The sequence below is a fragment of the Marinobacter psychrophilus genome, assembly GCF_001043175.1.
GTDB lineage: Bacteria > Pseudomonadota > Gammaproteobacteria > Pseudomonadales > Oleiphilaceae > Marinobacter > Marinobacter psychrophilus.
The window spans coordinates 3,899,073-3,915,132 of the sequence record NZ_CP011494.1 but is presented as its reverse complement, the minus strand read 5'-3'; the positions used below and the strand labels follow the sequence as shown (position 1 = coordinate 3,915,132).

20 protein-coding genes and 2 pseudogenes are annotated in these 16,060 nt (G+C 49.1%); 19 read left to right on the top strand and 3 right to left on the bottom strand.

Features of this window, described 5'->3' with window-relative positions; genetic code table 11:
- The first annotated feature begins 12 nt into the window (after window positions 1-12).
- The 12 genes and pseudogenes from ABA45_RS17790 (at window position 13) to ABA45_RS17745 (ending at window position 6,573) form a co-directional block, all read left to right on the top strand.
- Window positions 13-378 carry a cupin domain-containing protein gene (locus tag ABA45_RS17790; RefSeq protein ID WP_048388397.1) on the top strand — a complete coding sequence of 122 codons (366 nt, stop codon included), beginning with the start codon at window positions 13-15 and terminating at the stop codon, window positions 376-378.
- Window positions 379-480: 102 nt separating this feature from the next.
- A complete protein-coding gene (locus ABA45_RS17785) occupies window positions 481-1,221 on the top strand; it encodes a carbon-nitrogen hydrolase family protein (RefSeq protein WP_048388395.1) in 741 nt (246 codons plus the stop codon).
- Between the two features lie 102 nt (window positions 1,222-1,323).
- Entirely contained in the window at window positions 1,324-1,758 is a 435-nt protein-coding gene (locus tag ABA45_RS17780; RefSeq protein ID WP_048388393.1) for a GNAT family N-acetyltransferase, read from the top strand.
- 88 nt (window positions 1,759-1,846) lie between these two features.
- Entirely contained in the window at window positions 1,847-2,155 is a 309-nt protein-coding gene (locus ABA45_RS17775; RefSeq protein ID WP_048388392.1) for an NIPSNAP family protein, read from the top strand.
- A gap of 112 nt (window positions 2,156-2,267) precedes the next feature.
- A complete protein-coding gene (locus ABA45_RS17770; RefSeq protein WP_048388391.1) occupies window positions 2,268-2,807 on the top strand; it encodes an MOSC domain-containing protein in 540 nt (179 codons plus the stop codon).
- 73 nt (window positions 2,808-2,880) lie between these two features.
- Window positions 2,881-3,285 carry a GFA family protein gene (locus tag ABA45_RS18765; protein WP_084708385.1) on the top strand — a complete coding sequence of 135 codons (405 nt, stop codon included), beginning with the start codon at window positions 2,881-2,883 and terminating at the stop codon, window positions 3,283-3,285.
- A 112-nt stretch (window positions 3,286-3,397) separates the two neighbouring features.
- Window positions 3,398-4,120, top strand: a complete 723-nt coding sequence (locus ABA45_RS17765) for an NAD(P)-dependent oxidoreductase (protein WP_048388389.1) — start codon at window positions 3,398-3,400, stop codon at window positions 4,118-4,120.
- A gap of 82 nt (window positions 4,121-4,202) precedes the next feature.
- Window positions 4,203-4,943 (top strand): glucose 1-dehydrogenase, encoded by a 741-nt coding sequence (locus ABA45_RS17760; RefSeq protein WP_048388388.1) that lies wholly within the window; start codon window positions 4,203-4,205, stop codon window positions 4,941-4,943.
- A 195-nt stretch (window positions 4,944-5,138) separates the two neighbouring features.
- Window positions 5,139-5,258, top strand: a pseudogene (locus tag ABA45_RS19875) (type II toxin-antitoxin system RelE/ParE family toxin); the annotation flags it as partial.
- Between the two features lie 10 nt (window positions 5,259-5,268).
- A complete protein-coding gene (locus tag ABA45_RS19850) occupies window positions 5,269-5,358 on the top strand; it encodes a helix-turn-helix transcriptional regulator (RefSeq protein ID WP_406564639.1) in 90 nt (29 codons plus the stop codon).
- Window positions 5,359-5,361: 3 nt separating this feature from the next.
- Window positions 5,362-5,583: a HigA family addiction module antitoxin gene (locus tag ABA45_RS17750; protein ID WP_227506257.1), complete on the top strand. Its 222-nt coding sequence runs from the start codon at window positions 5,362-5,364 to the stop codon at window positions 5,581-5,583.
- A gap of 42 nt (window positions 5,584-5,625) precedes the next feature.
- Window positions 5,626-6,573 carry a D-hexose-6-phosphate mutarotase gene (locus ABA45_RS17745; protein ID WP_053076214.1) on the top strand — a complete coding sequence of 316 codons (948 nt, stop codon included), beginning with the start codon at window positions 5,626-5,628 and terminating at the stop codon, window positions 6,571-6,573.
- Here the strand turns inward: ABA45_RS17745 and ABA45_RS17740 are convergent.
- The 3 genes from ABA45_RS17740 to ABA45_RS19005 all read right to left on the bottom strand — a co-directional run bounded on the left by ABA45_RS17740 (window position 6,512) and on the right by ABA45_RS19005 (window position 11,703).
- Window positions 6,512-9,607, bottom strand: coding sequence for an efflux RND transporter permease subunit (locus ABA45_RS17740; protein WP_048388379.1), 3,096 nt, complete (start codon window positions 9,605-9,607; stop codon window positions 6,512-6,514). The two genes, ABA45_RS17745 and ABA45_RS17740, sit on opposite strands and share 62 nt — an antisense overlap.
- 18 nt (window positions 9,608-9,625) lie before the next feature.
- Window positions 9,626-10,783, bottom strand: coding sequence for an efflux RND transporter periplasmic adaptor subunit (locus ABA45_RS17735; RefSeq protein ID WP_084708423.1), 1,158 nt, complete (start codon window positions 10,781-10,783; stop codon window positions 9,626-9,628).
- Window positions 10,784-11,430: 647 nt separating this feature from the next.
- Complete coding sequence (locus tag ABA45_RS19005; RefSeq protein ID WP_157035568.1) at window positions 11,431-11,703, bottom strand: hypothetical protein; 273 nt, start codon at window positions 11,701-11,703, stop codon at window positions 11,431-11,433.
- 140 nt (window positions 11,704-11,843) lie between these two features.
- Here ABA45_RS19005 and ABA45_RS17725 point away from each other — a divergent pair, with 140 nt between their 5' ends.
- From ABA45_RS17725 to ABA45_RS17695, 7 genes and pseudogenes are all read left to right on the top strand, one after another.
- Complete coding sequence (locus ABA45_RS17725; protein WP_053076213.1) at window positions 11,844-12,491, top strand: TetR/AcrR family transcriptional regulator; 648 nt, start codon at window positions 11,844-11,846, stop codon at window positions 12,489-12,491.
- A 70-nt stretch (window positions 12,492-12,561) separates the two neighbouring features.
- Window positions 12,562-12,652: pseudogene (locus ABA45_RS19845) on the top strand (transposase); the annotation flags it as partial.
- Window positions 12,653-12,806: 154 nt separating this feature from the next.
- Complete coding sequence (locus tag ABA45_RS17715) at window positions 12,807-13,142, top strand: hypothetical protein (RefSeq protein WP_227506076.1); 336 nt, start codon at window positions 12,807-12,809, stop codon at window positions 13,140-13,142.
- A gap of 591 nt (window positions 13,143-13,733) precedes the next feature.
- Window positions 13,734-14,030 carry a transposase gene (locus ABA45_RS17710; RefSeq protein ID WP_048388372.1) on the top strand — a complete coding sequence of 99 codons (297 nt, stop codon included), beginning with the start codon at window positions 13,734-13,736 and terminating at the stop codon, window positions 14,028-14,030.
- 221 nt (window positions 14,031-14,251) lie between these two features.
- Entirely contained in the window at window positions 14,252-14,719 is a 468-nt protein-coding gene (locus tag ABA45_RS17705) for a DM13 domain-containing protein (RefSeq protein WP_048388370.1), read from the top strand.
- A 417-nt stretch (window positions 14,720-15,136) separates the two neighbouring features.
- Window positions 15,137-15,454: an antibiotic biosynthesis monooxygenase family protein gene (locus ABA45_RS17700; RefSeq protein ID WP_048388364.1), complete on the top strand. Its 318-nt coding sequence runs from the start codon at window positions 15,137-15,139 to the stop codon at window positions 15,452-15,454.
- 91 nt (window positions 15,455-15,545) lie between these two features.
- Window positions 15,546-16,031, top strand: coding sequence for a DUF3291 domain-containing protein (locus ABA45_RS17695; RefSeq protein WP_048388362.1), 486 nt, complete (start codon window positions 15,546-15,548; stop codon window positions 16,029-16,031).
- Window positions 16,032-16,060 lie beyond the last annotated feature (29 nt).

Genomic DNA, 16,060 nt, shown 5'->3' with positions numbered 1-16,060 from the left:
AAAGGGGTTCACATGAGCTATCAGGCGGTAAATTTCAAAAACAAGCTCGGCCTCTTCGTTGAGCAATGGTCACCAAAGGTCATCGCCGAGATGAATGACTACCAATTCAAGGTCGTTAAAATCCAAGGTGAGTTCGTTTGGCATGATCACACGGATACAGACGAGACGTTCATCGTGCTTGAGGGTAGTCTGAGAATTGATTTCAGAGATGGGTCTGTAAATCTGTCTGAGGGTGAAATGTACGTTGTCCCGAAAGGTATCCAGCACAAGCCTTATGCGGAACATGAGGCAAAAATTTTGCTTATCGAGCCACGTGGCGTTGTGAATACCGGCGGCGAGGCTGGTAGCAAAACGGCAGAGAACGACGTTTGGATCTGAATCAGTTAACAAGTCAATCAAGTTCGTTCCGGCTTGCGGCCTCCACCGGACGCCCCTGTCGGGCCGCTGCTTATTTCAGCGTCATATTTCAAGGACGGTTAGGTGTCAAATTTAAAGATTGCAGTAGCTCAAGTGTCATCTATAAAAGGTGATATTGGTGAAAATATCAAAACTCATTTACTTGCCATAGAAAAAGCAAGTCAGATTGGAGTTTCCTATATTGTCTTTCCTGAATTATCTCTTACAGGTTATGAGCCAGAATTAGCCGCTAAACTTGCATTCTCGACTGATGATAGTCGGTTAAAACCTTTAATTGACTCTGCAATGGAAAATAATATAAAAATTGGTGTTGGCGCCCCTTTGAAGTCAGATGGTTTGCCAAAGATTGGGCTTATTATCATTTCTCAATTAGGCACAGTAGATACTTATGAAAAAATCCACCTGCATTCTGGTGAAGAGGCATTTTTTAATCGCGGCACTACTCATAATTGTATAACCATTGAGAATACAAAAATTGCTAATGCTATTTGTGCTGACACCAACAATCCAAACCATGCTCTTACTTGTTCTGAACTAGGAGCTTCTGTTTATATCGCTGGAGTGTTAATTACAGAAGGTGGCTATAATTCTGATACAGCTGTAATGGCTGCTTATGCTAATAAATATAACATGCTTGTTGCAATGGCTAATCATAATCAACCAACAGGTAATAGGGCTCCTATAGGTAAAAGTGCAATATGGTCAAATACTGGACTACTTGCTTGTGCATCTAAGAATCAAAACTCTCTAGTTGTGGCTGAAAAACTAGATGACAATTGGTCAGGTCAGGTGGTTGAAATATAACAAGGTTTTCAAGTCGAACTCGTATCAGTTTGCTCGGTTCCACTTCGTTTCACATTTTAGCAAACTGTTTCTTGCCACTTAAAACGGGGTTAGGCGTTAAAGATGGATCTTCTAATATCGCTCGCCACCATTAATCACGCAGTATTTGCCTGTGAACTTGCTAAAGCTAATATGCGCCCGTACTACAAGCGCTATGAAATTGAATGGAACAATGATAATTTCCTGCAAGAATGGAAAACGCTTGAGAGCTATATCATTTACAAGTCAGAGACTGAGGTGGGCTTTCTGAGCTTAAGCTCCAACAGTTCATCTCTATACATTCGAGACATTCATCTATCCGAAAAATATCTCAACAAAGGCATTGGCACTTGGGCAATATCTCAAGCAACATCAATTGCAGCTAGTCGAGGCCTTGGCTCAATTCGGTTAAAAGTATTCAAAGACAATCCAGCTAAATCATTGTACGAGCGCCTTGGCTATCTCGTCGTCGGCACTGAAAATAATCTGCTTCGAATGGAGTATCGTGTTGCCGCCTAACAAACGGTTCAAACCGTTCGCTTCGCTCTCTGGGACTGCGTGCCGCAGCCCCTTAACCGGCACGTTAGGTATCAACAAGGAGAGTAGAGTGGTTACCTGTTATCTCAGATATGTTCTCAATCCCCATAAACTGAAAGAATTTGAGCACTACGGAAAATTATGGATTCCGCTTGTCGAAAAATTTGGCGGCCAGCACCATGGCTATTTTCTGCCTTCGGAGGGAGCCAACAATATCGGTCTTGCTCTATTCACCTTTCCTAGTTTGGCGGCATACGAGGAGTACAGAGTAAAATCCTTCGAAGATCCTGAGTGCATTGCAGCTTTTGAATATGCAAAAGAGACTGGCTGCATTGTGAGTTACGAGCGGTCCTTTTTCCGGCCAGTATTCAATACCTAACAAGTGCATCAAATACGTTCTGGCCCGAAGGGCCTCCACCGGACGGCTTTTTATCTGCTTCGCTGCGTAAAAGCCGCCGCTTATTTCAGCGTTAACACTCGAGGAAGCTTTTGTGGCAATAGTTGTAGCTGTGAGCAGGGACGATCAACACAACTTCTCAAAGGTCGAATGTGACTCTATTACCCTACTAAAGGGCCTGGGGGTCGAAGGAGATGCGCACTGCGGAACTACCGTTAAACACCGGTCTCGAGTTAAAAAAGATCCGACACAGCCAAACCTTAGGCAGGTTCATATTCTCCAGTCCGAGCTCCTTAAAGAACTTCAGGAAAAGGGGTTTGATGTTCGACCTGCGAGTTTAGGAGAGAATATTCTGATTGAAGGAATCGATGTTCTGGCGTTGCCAAGGGATACTGTACTGAAAATTGGCGAAAGTACTGTGGTCCAGATCACTGGTTTAAGAAACCCATGCCTCCAACTAGATAACTATCAGAGTGGGCTTACCAGCGCAGTTTTAGACCGAACGGAAACAGGTGAGATTATTCGAAAAGCGGGAATTATGGGTATCGTTCTGCAGGGAGGGGTTGTTAAAAAAGGCGATTCGATTGAAGTTGAGTTGCCAGCTGAGCCTTACCAAGCACTGGAGCGCGTCTAATGTTAACAAGGCCAGCCAAGGCGACGCAAAAAGGGCGCGCTTGCTGGCGACGTTATGCACCAAGGAGAGTGACGTGCCGATAACCGGCGAGTGTTTCTGTGGTGAGGTGAGCTACCAAGTCGATGGCAGGCTTCGTGATGCGAGGTCTTGCCACTGCTCCCGCTGTCGTAAAGCATTCAGCTCCCAGGCGTCAGCATATGCATTGGTTGAACCATCTGAGTTCAGTTGGTTATCCGGCGAGGAATTGCTTACATCCTATGTAGGCAGCCATGGCTTTGGGCTTCGGTTTTGCAGCAAATGCGGGTCTACGCTTTGTGGCATTTTTAATGAAGTCGTTCATGGTGTGACTTTAGGGTGCGTGAGTGGTGACCCGGAAATCGAGATTGGCATGCACATTTTTGTGGGCTCCAAGGCTGCGTGGGAAGTTTTGCCGGATGTGGTGACTCAATATCATGAGCAGAGTCCGAACAATGCATAACCAAGCGGTCAATCGGACACCAGAAGCGTGTCGCTTTTGGTTCCCTCAGGCGCGCTCCGGCGCCGGTTACCATCAGCGTTATGCGTACTCGAAAAGGTGAGGGCCTAGGAACATGAGAGTCTTGGTTGTTGGAGGAAGCGGTGCGACAGGGCGGTTGCTCGTGCGGCAGTTGCTGGATCGTGGACTGTCAGTCCGTGCGATCGTGAGGTCTCCCGAGAGATTAATCGAAGCTCTGGGGGCGCACGAGCGTTTGTCAGTGGTGCACGCTGCGGTCCTTGATCTGAGCGATACGGAACTTGTTCAGCATGTGGACGGGTGCGAGGCTGTTATCTCGTGTTTGGGCCACACGTTGAGTTTCAAGGGGGTCTATGGAAAGCCTCGACGGCTGGTGACCGAAGCCACGCGGCGTTTGTGTAAGGCAATCAAAGCGAACGCACCGAAGAGCCCTGTGAAATTTGTGCTCATGAACTCGACAGGTTGCCGCAATCACGATCTGGCGGAATCGGTATCGTTGGTGGAAAGATGTGTTGTCGGTTTGATCCGGTTGTTGGTTCCGCCGCATTCGGACAACGAGCATGCGGCTAAGTACTTGCTTAGCCAAGTTGGTTCGGACGACGCGTGCGTCGAATGGGTTGCTGTTCGCCCCGACAGTCTGATCGATGATGACGTCGTTTCGAAATATGAGATACATCCTTCACCGACCAGAAGTGCCATATTGAATTCGGGCAAGACCAGTCGAATCAACGTGGGCCACTTCATGGCTGAGCTGATGACAGACGACGCCGTATGGAGTGAGTGGAAGGGAAAGACGCCGGTGATCTACAATGTTGCATAACAAGAATCTCATGCGGATGCGGACAAGCCGCGCCGCATAGATTAGAGTTAAGTCCTACCCACTTGTTAAACTAGGGTAATTTATGAAATCACTAAATAATAAAGTTGCTGTTATTACAGGATCGTCGCGAGGAATAGGGGCTCAGATAGCAATTACACTAGCTGAGGCTGGAGCAGACGTAGTTATTAATTACTCTAGCAACCCAAAACCAGCTGATAAAGTTGTCTCTGATATTAAAGCTATTGGCGGCAATGCTATTGCTATAAAGGCAGACATCAGTAATCCTGAAGAAGTTAAGGTACTGTTTGATTCAGCGATTAATCAATTTGGAAAAATAGACATCCTTATTAATAATGCTGGCTCTATTTTGTATAAAACAATTCAAGATACAACAGATGATGATTTCGATCAGATATTTTCTGTTAATGTGAAAGGTACTTTTAATACACTCCGTGAGGCAGCTTCACGGCTTGCGGATGACGGACGTATTATTAATTTTTCCAGCTCCACAACCCGCCTAATGCTACCAACGTATGGAGCATATTGTGCAACAAAGGGGGCTGTAGAGCAGCTCACAAGAGTTTTTTCAAAAGAGGTCGGGGCACGAAAAATTACGGTCAATTCAATTTCGCCAGGCCCAACCAATACTGAACTTTTTACTAAGGGTAAAAGTCAAGAGGTTATAAGTCGACTTGCGGGAATGGCTGCACTTGGCCGTATAGGTGAACCAATAGATATTGCCCGTATTGTGTTATTCCTTGTTGGTGAGGATGCATCATGGATAACAGGTCAGAATATTGGTGCAAACGGAGGGTTCGCCTAACAAGTTTGTGAACACGGGCTCGGGTACTTTTTCACTTTTTTCGCTTACGCAAAAAAATCGATAACATACCCTAGCCGTGTACAAAGGCGTTATGCCATCTCGTAAAGCCTGATCGCTCCAGCATTAACGCTTGACGTTATTAATGTATCGAGTCATTTTTTATGCATGATCATATTGTTCAAGTGTAAGGATACCGAGAAGCTGGCAGGTGGTCGCCGAGGTCAGCATCGCATTCGAATCAACAAGCAGCTTCGGGTGTGCTTCCGCTGGACCAAAGCTGGTGCGGAAGACGTTGAAATTATTGATTACCACTAGGAGCTAAATCATGCGCAACATTGATGCTGTAACGCCCGGCGAGTTGCTGAAAGAGGAATTTATGGAGCCCATGGGTATTTCTCAATACCGTCTTGCATAAGAAATTGGGGTTCCGGCTCAGCGAATCGGCCAGATTATCGTGGGTAAGCGTTCAATAACGGCAGACACCGATCTGCGGCTCTGTCGCCTTCTTGGTTTATCCAACGGCTACTGGCTGCGGGTTCAGATAGCCTATGACACTGAGATTGCAGAAAATGCCCTTGAGGATCAGTTGAAGAATATTCGCCCTTGGAACTCCGGGCCAGAGATGGAGCACAGGGCATAATCAGCGGCATAAATTCCTCGGCTAAACACAGGTTTCAAGCAAATGCCCAGCCAGCAAAAACTTGCCACACTTAACGAACAGTTCGCAATAGAAGGGCAGCTGCAATTCAACGCGACTGACGATTTGATTGTGGCTAACATCACTAACCAGCACGCCACGGCAAGCATTGCCTTGCAGGGCGCACAGGTGCTGTCTTGGGTTGTTAAAAGAGAAGATAAAAGGGGTACTGAAAGAGGTGCCAACGAGCAACAACCGCTGATCTGGCTTTCAGACGAAGCGACGTTTATCGCGGGTAAAACCATTCGCGGCGGCATTCCAGTGTGTTGGCCCTGGTTTGGCGCGCATCCTGATCGTGAGGATTATCCTGCCCATGGTTTTGTTAGAGCCGCTGTTTGGGACGTGGTTGAAACCAGCACGACGGCTGCCGGGCAAACTAACGTAGTATTTCGCCTGCCGCAAACGCAAGTGCCCCTAGCCTTATGGTCACACAACACCGAGCTAGAGCTACACGTCAGCGTCGGCGCAACCCTTGAGCTGAACTTGATCACCCGCAATCATGGATCAGAAACCGTCACCATCAGTCAGGCGTTACACAGTTATTTTGCCGTGAGTGATATCAAGGATGTGACGGTTAAGGGTCTGGAAGGTTGCCAGTTCATTGATGCCCTGGATGATTGGCAGCGCAAAGTCGAAATTACGCCGATTTGCATTGATGCTGAAATTGACCGTATTTATCAAAATACCAAGTCCGTCTGTTCACTCGAAGACAAAGGTTGGCAACGTCGTATTAACATTGAAACCAACAACAGCCGCTCAACCGTGGTCTGGAACCCCTGGATTGACAAATCAGCTCGGCTGGGCGATATGGGGGAGGGTGGTTATTTGAATATGCTGTGTATTGAAACCGGCAATATTGGCGATGATCGTGTCAGTATTGCTGCGGGTGCGGAGCATTGTTTGTCGGCCTGTTATCGGATTGTGAAAATTTGAGTCGAAGCTCGCGCCCATTACGCGGGCGTTCATCGCGTATAAAAAACAGGTAGTAGAAAACCGGCGTGGCGATCAGGGTCAGCACCGAGGCAAACGCAAGCCCTGCCATGATGGTGACCGCCATGGAGACAAAAAAGGCATCACCCAACAAGGGGATCATGCCCAGGATAGTGGTCGCCGCCGCTAATACCACAGGACGAAGCCGTGAGGTGGAGGCGGCAACGATAGCCTCTTTCAAGGCTAACCCCTCGGCGCGTACTAGATCGATCTCTTCCACCAGTACGATACCGTTTTTGATCAGCATGCCTGACAAGCTCAGCAGCCCCAATAGTGCGGTAAAGCTGAACGGCAGCCCGGTGCCGAGCAGCCCGATGACCACGCCATTTACCGACATCGGGACCAGCAACCAGATGATCAACGGCTGTCGCAGAGCGTTGAACAACAGGATTGAAATGATGATCATGATCAGTAGCGCCAGGGGCAGCTGGTTGGCCAGTGATTGTTGAGCCTCTCCGGAGTCCTCATACTCTCCTCCCCAGGCGATCTGGTAGCCAGAAGGTAACGCCATCGCTTCAACCGATGCGCGGATTGCATTATGTACAGAGGCTGCGGTCGCATCACGTGAGATATCAGCGGACACAGTGAGTGTGGGCACACGATCGCGGCGATGAATCAGCGTGTCTTGTATCTCATAGTCAAAACCATCGATCACTTGACCGATGGGGACCATGGACTGTGCAGATTCGGAATAGGCCATCTGATCGATGAGTCCGAATTCATCGGAAGAAGGAGCGCGAACAATAATCGGCACCTGACGCTCGTTGTCACGGTACACGCCCGCCTCAACACCGTCGGTGGCAAAGCGCAAGGTCTCCGCTACCTCATCGCGTGTCAGCCCTGCGGTCTCGCCGCGGGCTTTCACATAGGCTGGCACAATCACCAATTCCTGTTCATGCCAGTTGGTGCGCATACCGACAAATTTATCGGAAGCGGCTTGCATACGCGCGGTGGCCTCATCGCCCAACGCACGTAATGTGGTGGCATCTGGTCCGGAGATGCGAAGCTGGATCGGATCCCCGCCACCGGGCCCGAACTGCAGTCGTTTGGTCCGAAATTCACCGTCCACGAGCTGCGATTGACCGTAGACCTCAAGTGCCTGTTGCAGTGGTGCGATATCATCGGTGCTCTGGGTGCGAACGATCAGATGCCCATAGCTGGGATTAGGACGTTGGGTGGGGTACGTCAGCATGAAGCGTGCTGCACCATCACCGATAAAGCTGGTCACAGAGACTACATCGTCTCTTTCGACCAACCAGTCTTCAATTTGTTGAAGATCGCTTGAAGTTCGGTGAATGTCGCTGCCTTGCGGTAGCTTATAATTCACGAAAAACAACGGTGTATTCGAATCCGGAAAGAACTGATCCTTCACCTGTGTAAAGCCTGCGAACGAGACGACAGTAAGAACGATAAGGCCTGCCACCACAGACCATCGTGCCGATAGCGCCATTCGTAACAAAGCGCCATAGCCTCGAAACACCGGACCGTCATAAGCATCATCATTGTCTGTCAGTGATTGCTGAAAGAAGTAGTGCCCAAAGAGTGGCGTGACAGTGATGGCCAGCAACCACGACAGGAGCAAGGAGATGCCGATCACGGCAAACAGCGAGAATAGAAACTCACCGGTTTCATCCGGGCTCAGACCAATGGCGGCAAAGGCCATGATGCCGATCACGGTCGCACCGAGTAGGGGGATCTGGGTTTTCGAGGCCGACTCCTGAGCCGCTTCTCGCGATGCACGACCCCGCTTCATAGCGGTCTGCATGCCTTCGGCCACCACGATGGCGTTGTCCACAAGCATGCCCATGGCAATGATCAATGCTCCCAGGGAAATCCGTTCCATCTCGATGGAGAACAGCTTCATGAACAACAGCGTGCCCACCACCGTCAGCAGCAAAGTGCTGCCCACGACGACTGCTGCCCGCCAACCCATGAACAGGGCCAACACCACCACGACAATCGCCACCGACATCGCCAGATTGACCAGAAAATCGTTGGAGGCTGTTTCAACTACTTTATGCTGCTGATAGATCGGTTGGACCTCAACACCGTAGGGCAGGGAGGCTTTTAACTCAGTCAATCGTTGTTCGACACGTTTGCCGACCTCGACGATATTTTCGTTTTGCAAACCTGCCACACCCAAGGTGAAAGCCTCAGCACCGTTATGCCGAATCATCAGTGAGGGATCGTTAACTCGAGAGCGTGTAACAGAGGCGATGTCTGCCAGGCTGATCACCTGACCGCCCACGCCGAGGGACAGGCTTGCGATATCGCTGACACTGTCCGAGCCGTACGGGGCTTGCACACGAACATCGTTGATCGCCCCTGCGGGTACCACCGAATTGGACTGCGCGATCGCACCGACGATCGCCAGTGGTGGAATATTTTGGTTATACAACAAGGCCAGATCGGGTTCCACATAGATAGCCTCTTCGGGCAGACCGGACAGATCCACGTCGGCCACGCCCGGCACACTGAGCAGCTCACGCCGTAAGTAGGTGGCAAGCTCATGCACTTCACTATCATCGAAGCCCTCAGCCATGACCGCAAAGTACAAACCGAACACATCGCCGAAACTGTCGTTCACGTTCGGTGGCAAGACACCCTGTGGCAGAGAGATTGTGGCATCCGAGACACGGGCTCGAAGTAGGGTCCAGATGCCCGGCAGTTCATCATTTTTTATGCTCGGCTTAATCTCTACTTCGATCAAGGATTGTCCCGGGGTGTTGATCGAAACGATCTGATCGACTTCAGCGATTTTCTGAATCGCACTCTCCAACGGTTCTGAGACTTCCCGTGCTACCTGTTCGGCTGAGGCTCCGGGGTATTGCGTAACGATCACGGCCGTCTTGATCGTAAAGGCTGGATCTTCCAGACGACCCAGTGAGAAGAAGCTCCAGATTCCACCCAACAGGCAGGTGAGAATCAACAACCAGGTGGTCAATGGTTTTTCGATACTACTGCGTGCGATGTTCATGCTGTTCGCTCCACTGTTCTAAAAGCTTGTAAAGGGACGGACACGCTGCTGATCGGCTAGCACATCGACACCCGAGGCCACGATCTGGTCACCCTCGGATATTCCGCTGAGTAGCTGGATATCGCCTGCTTCGCCGATACGGATTTCCACAGGTGTAAGCGCTAACGTGCCGCTCTCCTGATCATCCTCTGCCACGTAGCGCAGCACCGAGACAACTCCGTCCAGGCCTTTGTGAATGGCCGAGGCCGGAACCGTGATGCCCGACGGAGCATCTAGAATCGTGGCGAAAACCGTGACGGAGGCACCGGGCAGTAGCAGTAGATCCTCTGGTGGTCTCATACCTAGCGTGACGCGGAAGGTCTGTCCAATCCGTGAGGCTTCGGCATCGACCTCGCGATACTCCAGCGGGTACAAGGTGGCACTGGCTGGAAAGCGCGCCGACAACTCAAGATTCGGGTTATCCCCGGTTCTCTGAAACAGTATCTCGGGGACATCGATCTCTATCTGGAGCTCAGACATGTCGTGAAGACGCACGATCGGCGTACCGGCACCGATGGTTGAGAAGTTTGCCAAAGATCGCGTCGCAACAATCGCATCGAAGGGAGCGGTCAATATGGCTCTCTCCAGAGCGTACTCTGCATCACGTGTAGCGACGCTTGCGATCACCGACGCGGTCCGTGCATCGTCAACCGAGGCGCGACTGGGGCTGTAGCCCTGTAATTGCTCCAGACGGTTGAGCGTGCGAATGGTTTTTTCTTCGGAGGCTTTTGCCCGGTCCAGTGCTAACTGAAACGGCTCCAAATCCAGCTGCGCAACCATCGCACCCTTGGCAATCAATTCGCCTTCGATGGCTGGAAACTTGACCAATTGGCCTGGCACCTGGAAGGCCAGGTCCACCGTTTGCCGTGCCGTGACTCGACCAAAGAACGCGCGCTTAACCCCGTCCTCGCCAGCCTCGATGCTCATTAACTTGACAGGCTTTGCCGCCGCGTCAGCCAATAGCGGCAACGAGAACGTGGTCAAAATGCCTACTAGAAGGGCTGACATCAATTGTCGGCACAATGCGCGGTTCGTACACCTGCCCACAATTGTTCGCGCTGAATAAAGGTTTACCTTGATCGGTGACAGGCCAATCAGGTCTGGCAGCGGCGCCTGTATGTACTTGAGACTAGTCATGTTTTGCTCTTTGGCCTCGTTAAATGGTATTGGCGTGTGCGATAGGTTCTGCAATTTCGCGTTCGGTAGCTCTCGGTGATTCATGTTGGCTCATCACCATATCTGAATCTTTGTCAGATTTTTACTGAACGATATCGCCCTGTCAAGCAAAACATGATTATTATTCAGATATGGATTCAATGAAATTTATGCTGATTGCCGGTAAGCGATGACCGTTTTGCGGTGTGTCAGCACGGTAAGCCATAGAGATTTTAGGCGTGATTGCTGTTCAAGATAGTGATATAGAGCAGTGTTAAGTGCTGACAGAATCGGAACGTTAAAGTCAATATAACGCATGTAATACAGTACGTTACAGTAATTTTAAAATTTGATAACACAAACTTAGTCGATATTTATGGCTGAATAAACGAACCCGAAAATCTCGACATTTGACGACAATCTATCGTGAATCAACTCATTAAACACGGATAGATTGACCGGAAGCGCACAATGCCTTATAACTGAACATTAGTCAGATAGTATAAGTTATGAAGGCATTCTAGAGGGTCAGGTGCCACTTCGAACGCCTCAACAAGTGCGCAGCCACATCATCGTTGGCCGGAGACTCCATTCAGCTACAACACTAATTCGTCAGAACGGGCGTGCAGCTACGTGCGATGGGCACGCAGTATGTGCAGGAGCATGTCGAGTTCGTCTTTGATAGAGTCAAACACAAATTCGATCACGGACAATATGAGCCTGTTAAGCAGGTCATCTTGCTGAGCATGCACTGGAGCGCAGCGGCGGTTGAAAGGGTCAAAACGCTTGATGATGATCAGAGGCAAGTGGCCTTGGAGTTGGCCAGGACCATGCTGCGCACAAGCTGGAACAGCACCATCAGGCAGTGTGCTTGCGTCGATTGACAGCCAGCTCGCAGACACACTGAACCCATCGCAGCGGCGCGTAGAAGTTCACTTCTGCGCTGAACCATGGGTTGGTAAGATGCCGCACATGCTTTATACCTACTGCTGATTTTGTACTAATTACAGACTATCACTGAATAAAATCCAGGTAATGATTTATGAAATCAAGTTCCAAGCGTCAGGATTCGATCCGAGCACCTCAGCAAGCACGAAGTCAACAGCGGGTTGAACTCATCTTGGAGGCTGCCAAACAGTTGATTCTGGAGAAGGGCTGCGCCGGTTTGAAAATGACCGATATCGCGGTGAAAGCTGCTATCACGGTCGGATCGATCTACCAGTACTTCCCCAATAAAAGCGCCATTGTCGCAGGGCTCGGTGAACACTATTTGGAGGCCAATCATCGGGGCGTGGCAGAAGCGTTGGCTGTGCCGCCTGCCACCACTGATGAGCTATTGCAGATCAGCCTTGCGTTATTGGATGGCTACTACCAGCTGCATCGAGAGGATCCGGTCGTGCGTGATATCTGGATGGGCTCGGCCACGGACAAAGAATTTCGCGCAGTGGATGACAATGATACACAGCGAAGCGTGGATCTGATCTTCGAGCGTACCAAGCATCTGTTCAAACCCCGCCAGAGCACCAAGGTAAAACTGGCCATTATGATGATTATTCTATTTGGCTCGGCAGCAGTCGCGGCGGCTGCGAAAATGGATGAGAAGGAAGGGCGGTCGGCTATGGATACAGCCAAGCTGATGCAGCAGGCTATCTGGGAAATGACATTCAAATCCCTGGGTAGAAACACGTGATTTTAAAGGCAGCTGGATCTAAATAATGGGTTATGCCTTCGCGGGACTGATACTGGCTCCTCTGTTGTTATTCCTGAGCAAGCTTGCTGCGCTGGTACCCAAACCCCGCCACAATCTTGTTCGCTATTATGGCGTATTCTCACCTAACTCAAAGATGAGGCAACTCATTGTTCCGAAGCGCAACCGACCTATTGAAAAAGTGAAAAAAGGGAATGACAAACTTAAAACAACGGAAGAACTTCCAAATCTGGGTGCGCTTTATGCAGAATAATACATAGGACACCTGCCGCTTCACTAATAGGCAAAGAACGCAGTATGAGTAAAGATCCAGAAAAATGGTTTGATGTAGCTAGAGGAGTCGGTGTCGGTTCTTCAGAAGACGATAGGAAAGATGATTCTGTAATTCAGGGTAAAATCACCTCAATACGAGACTACGTTAACAAAGTTAAGATTCGCTGTACCTACAATACTGCAGCTGAAGCACTGGGTATTAAACCGGCTAAATTTAAAAAATTATTAGGTGATCGTAAATCGGAAAATTCATGGTTCGTAAACGCAGGCGCTGGAGAGCCAGTGGGGTATGCTGACAATGAAAAACATGCTGATCTTTATCGAACAACACGAATTATTACATCTGCAGAGGTTCCTTAGATATCAATTATCTAGATGTATTGGGCAATAACACGTTTAAAAAAATCTATTTCATCGTATTCTCTTAATTTTTGATGAAAGTGGATTAGCCGGAAAGAAACATTTTGCTATTGATGGTTGTAAGTTGCCCACTAACGCATCCAAAGAATAGAGTGGTACACACAAAGAACTTAAAAAGAAATCAGACAAGATGCGTGCGCGGGCAGAGAGAATTGTCGACAAACACATCAACAACGATGCAACCAAAAACGATGACAGCGATCATCACAAACAAGACCAACATTACTGATAATAAATCCTGCAAAATGTCGACATCTAAAGGCGTGACCTGTGTCACCGTAGCGTTTCAGAAATGTACCGTCACCATAAAGAAAAGCGCAAGCCCACAAGAAAAAATAAAGCAACCACACGCACGCACTATTTTTTCTAGTGATGAGTTTGTTGTTAATATTTAAGAAAAGGTCTGTGTATGTCCTAATGGAAAGCAGATGTTGTATGTGGGCGATAATTTTGAAACAGCTAGCGGTCCTCATATGTGTTTTAGAGGCATGCTAATAGACTGTAGAGCCTGCCCATTGCAATGCACAATGCATGAAACACGAAGTAAAACGAAAAGTTCGACAAGTATCTTTTTTAATTGAGGATAAACGTAAAGACAGTTATCTAGATTTATTGGAGAAAAAAATAGATAGCGAAAAAGGCAAGTGGCTGTACAGTCGACGAATGTGGGTCATCGAACCTGTCTTCGGTAATATTTGTGCTAACAAAAGACTGAATCGTTTAAGTCTTCGTGGTACAACTAAAGTCACGGGCCAGTGGTTAATGTACTGCATGGTGCATAATATCGAGAAGCTTTGGAAGAACACTGAAATCCCTCAATGGGGATAGAATGAGACAAGAAAGCCTTTATAGGTGCCGATATTGCTGAGATAAGGTATTGTTCTGGGTATAAAGTAAAGCATAAGAATAATACAGAAAAGCGATTAGCGTCCGTCAAAAAATTCATTAATTATTGGGGAGTGGACAAACATGGTTTTTGATCGTATTTTTCTACAGCCTCGTTAGGCCACGCAAAGAAACGTTTCCTCTCGCCACAGGACTAAATCACAATGAAGCTCTTCGCTCTACTCGTATCACACATTATTGCGCTGGTTCTGGGGTTTGGTCTGGGCGTTTATGCCTTGCCCATCATCATTGCACCTGAAGCGCCGTCAGTGGCGGAAGTACAAGCACAAGCCGAAACGGCAAAGTACACAGGGCAGTTTCGACGAGATCTGAAGGACAGCGATACGCTCCATTGGGGAGAGGGCACCGTCTCGGTGGGAGAGAAGAACATTGGGTTAGTTGGGGAGCTCGCACCGGGGCCGGACTACAAGCTGTACCTCTCACCCGAGTTCGTTGAAACTGAAGCCGACTTCAAACGGCTTAGGTCAGGCATGGTGAGGGTCTCGGACATCAAGACGTTCAAGAACTTCATGGTGGATGTTCCAGCAGGAGTCGACGTGGAAAGTTACAATACGGTGATCATTTGGTGCGAAACCTTCAGCCAATTCATCACTGCGGCGAAGTACAAGTAGCTGCCTGGGCTTCAGCGAGAGCGAGGCCCAATCCTTTGCTCAATCTGCCCCGTAACGGTATGCCGCTAGTGGCCCTTATTTCATTCTGGGCTGTAGCGTTCGGAGGTTTGGTGCTTTCAGCCGGTTCTCTCTTCGCCATGCGCATTGTGGCGGCAAATACTTCAGCAAGCCCGCCATTCAAATTAGTCCTATTGGGTTTGGCCCTGGTTGTAATCGGCTTCGCGTTATCCCTCGCTGCGACTGCACAGTGGCCTTGGTCATCGGGCTCAGATAGATTTCGAAGAAATTGACTGAGGGGGCTCGTGCACTTTATTGAGGGAAGTCCACGAATAACAGCGGGCTATTTTCACTTCGCTCAAGTTTAGGCCACTATTATTTTCCAGTTATTCGGGGCGTTTTATATGCCAAGAGGACGTTATGTCAGGGATCGCTAAAACTCCAAGTCCGCCATACTACGCTGTGATTTTTAGTTCTGCTCGCACCGAGGGTGATTATGGCTACGGTGCAATGGCCGACAGAATGCTGGAGCTGGCAGCGCAACAGGAAGGGTTTCTTGGTTTAGAGTCAGCGCGGGAGGATATTGGTATTACCGTATCGTACTGGGCCAGCGAGGAAGCCATCAAGAATTGGAAGCAAAACGCTGAACATCTTGAAGCCCAGCGTCTGGGTCATGAATCCTGGTACTCCGAGTTTAAAGTCCGAGTCGCAAAGGTAGAGCGGGCTTATGGCTTTTAACCCGTCGCTTAAGTGCGCTTCCGGCCACCCACCGAATGCCCTTGTCCGGGCACCGCTTAGCCTTGTGTTAAGTGTTTTCAGGGAGGAAACTATGATTAAGTATGATATTGCCCAACTCAACATTGCCACGCTGTTGGCTCCAATTGATTCGCCGCAGCTTTCGGATTTTGTCGCGAATATGGATAGGATCAATACGTTGGCAGAGGAGTCGCCGGGTTTTGTCTGGCGGTTTCAAACCAAAGACGGTGATGCTACCGGCATTGATTATTTCTGCTCCGGTAAGACTGTGAATCTTTCCCTCTGGGATTCGATCGAGGCTTTGCATAATTATGTTTATCGGTCTGCCCACGTTGAGATCATTCGCCGTAAGAAAGAGTGGTTTCACAAAATGGGTGAGGCTTACATGGTGCTTTGGTGGGTGCCTGCCGGTCACATTCCGTCAATTGAGGAGGCAGCCCAAAAGCTGAGCATTCTGCGAGAGCGTGGCCCATCCGCGGAGGCTTTCACATTCAAAAAAACATTCCCGGTCCCTAGTGCACCAGCCGACACTTGGGGTGGTGAATGCCCAGCCATTTAACCAATCGCTTAAGCATGTTCACGGCCTGG

Bases quoted from the DNA above. Each gene is read 5' to 3' on its own strand.
- ABA45_RS17790 (WP_048388397.1), top strand. From the start codon at position 13: ATGAGCTATCAGGCGGTAAATTTCAAAAACAAGCTCGGCCTCTTCGTT.
- ABA45_RS17780 (WP_048388393.1), top strand. From the start codon at position 1,324: ATGGATCTTCTAATATCGCTCGCCACCATTAATCACGCAGTATTTGCC.
- ABA45_RS17765 (WP_048388389.1), top strand. From the start codon at position 3,398: ATGAGAGTCTTGGTTGTTGGAGGAAGCGGTGCGACAGGGCGGTTGCTC.
- ABA45_RS17760 (WP_048388388.1), top strand. From the start codon at position 4,203: ATGAAATCACTAAATAATAAAGTTGCTGTTATTACAGGATCGTCGCGA.
- ABA45_RS19850 (WP_406564639.1), top strand. From the start codon at position 5,269: ATGCGCAACATTGATGCTGTAACGCCCGGCGAGTTGCTGAAAGAGGAA.
- ABA45_RS17745 (WP_053076214.1), top strand. From the start codon at position 5,626: ATGCCCAGCCAGCAAAAACTTGCCACACTTAACGAACAGTTCGCAATA.
- ABA45_RS17740 (WP_048388379.1), bottom strand. From the start codon at position 9,607: ATGAACATCGCACGCAGTAGTATCGAAAAACCATTGACCACCTGGTTG.
- ABA45_RS17735 (WP_084708423.1), bottom strand. From the start codon at position 10,783: ATGACTAGTCTCAAGTACATACAGGCGCCGCTGCCAGACCTGATTGGC.
- ABA45_RS17725 (WP_053076213.1), top strand. From the start codon at position 11,844: ATGAAATCAAGTTCCAAGCGTCAGGATTCGATCCGAGCACCTCAGCAA.
- ABA45_RS17715 (WP_227506076.1), top strand. From the start codon at position 12,807: ATGAGTAAAGATCCAGAAAAATGGTTTGATGTAGCTAGAGGAGTCGGT.
- ABA45_RS17710 (WP_048388372.1), top strand. From the start codon at position 13,734: ATGAAACACGAAGTAAAACGAAAAGTTCGACAAGTATCTTTTTTAATT.
- ABA45_RS17705 (WP_048388370.1), top strand. From the start codon at position 14,252: ATGAAGCTCTTCGCTCTACTCGTATCACACATTATTGCGCTGGTTCTG.
- ABA45_RS17700 (WP_048388364.1), top strand. From the start codon at position 15,137: ATGTCAGGGATCGCTAAAACTCCAAGTCCGCCATACTACGCTGTGATT.
- ABA45_RS17695 (WP_048388362.1), top strand. From the start codon at position 15,546: ATGATTAAGTATGATATTGCCCAACTCAACATTGCCACGCTGTTGGCT.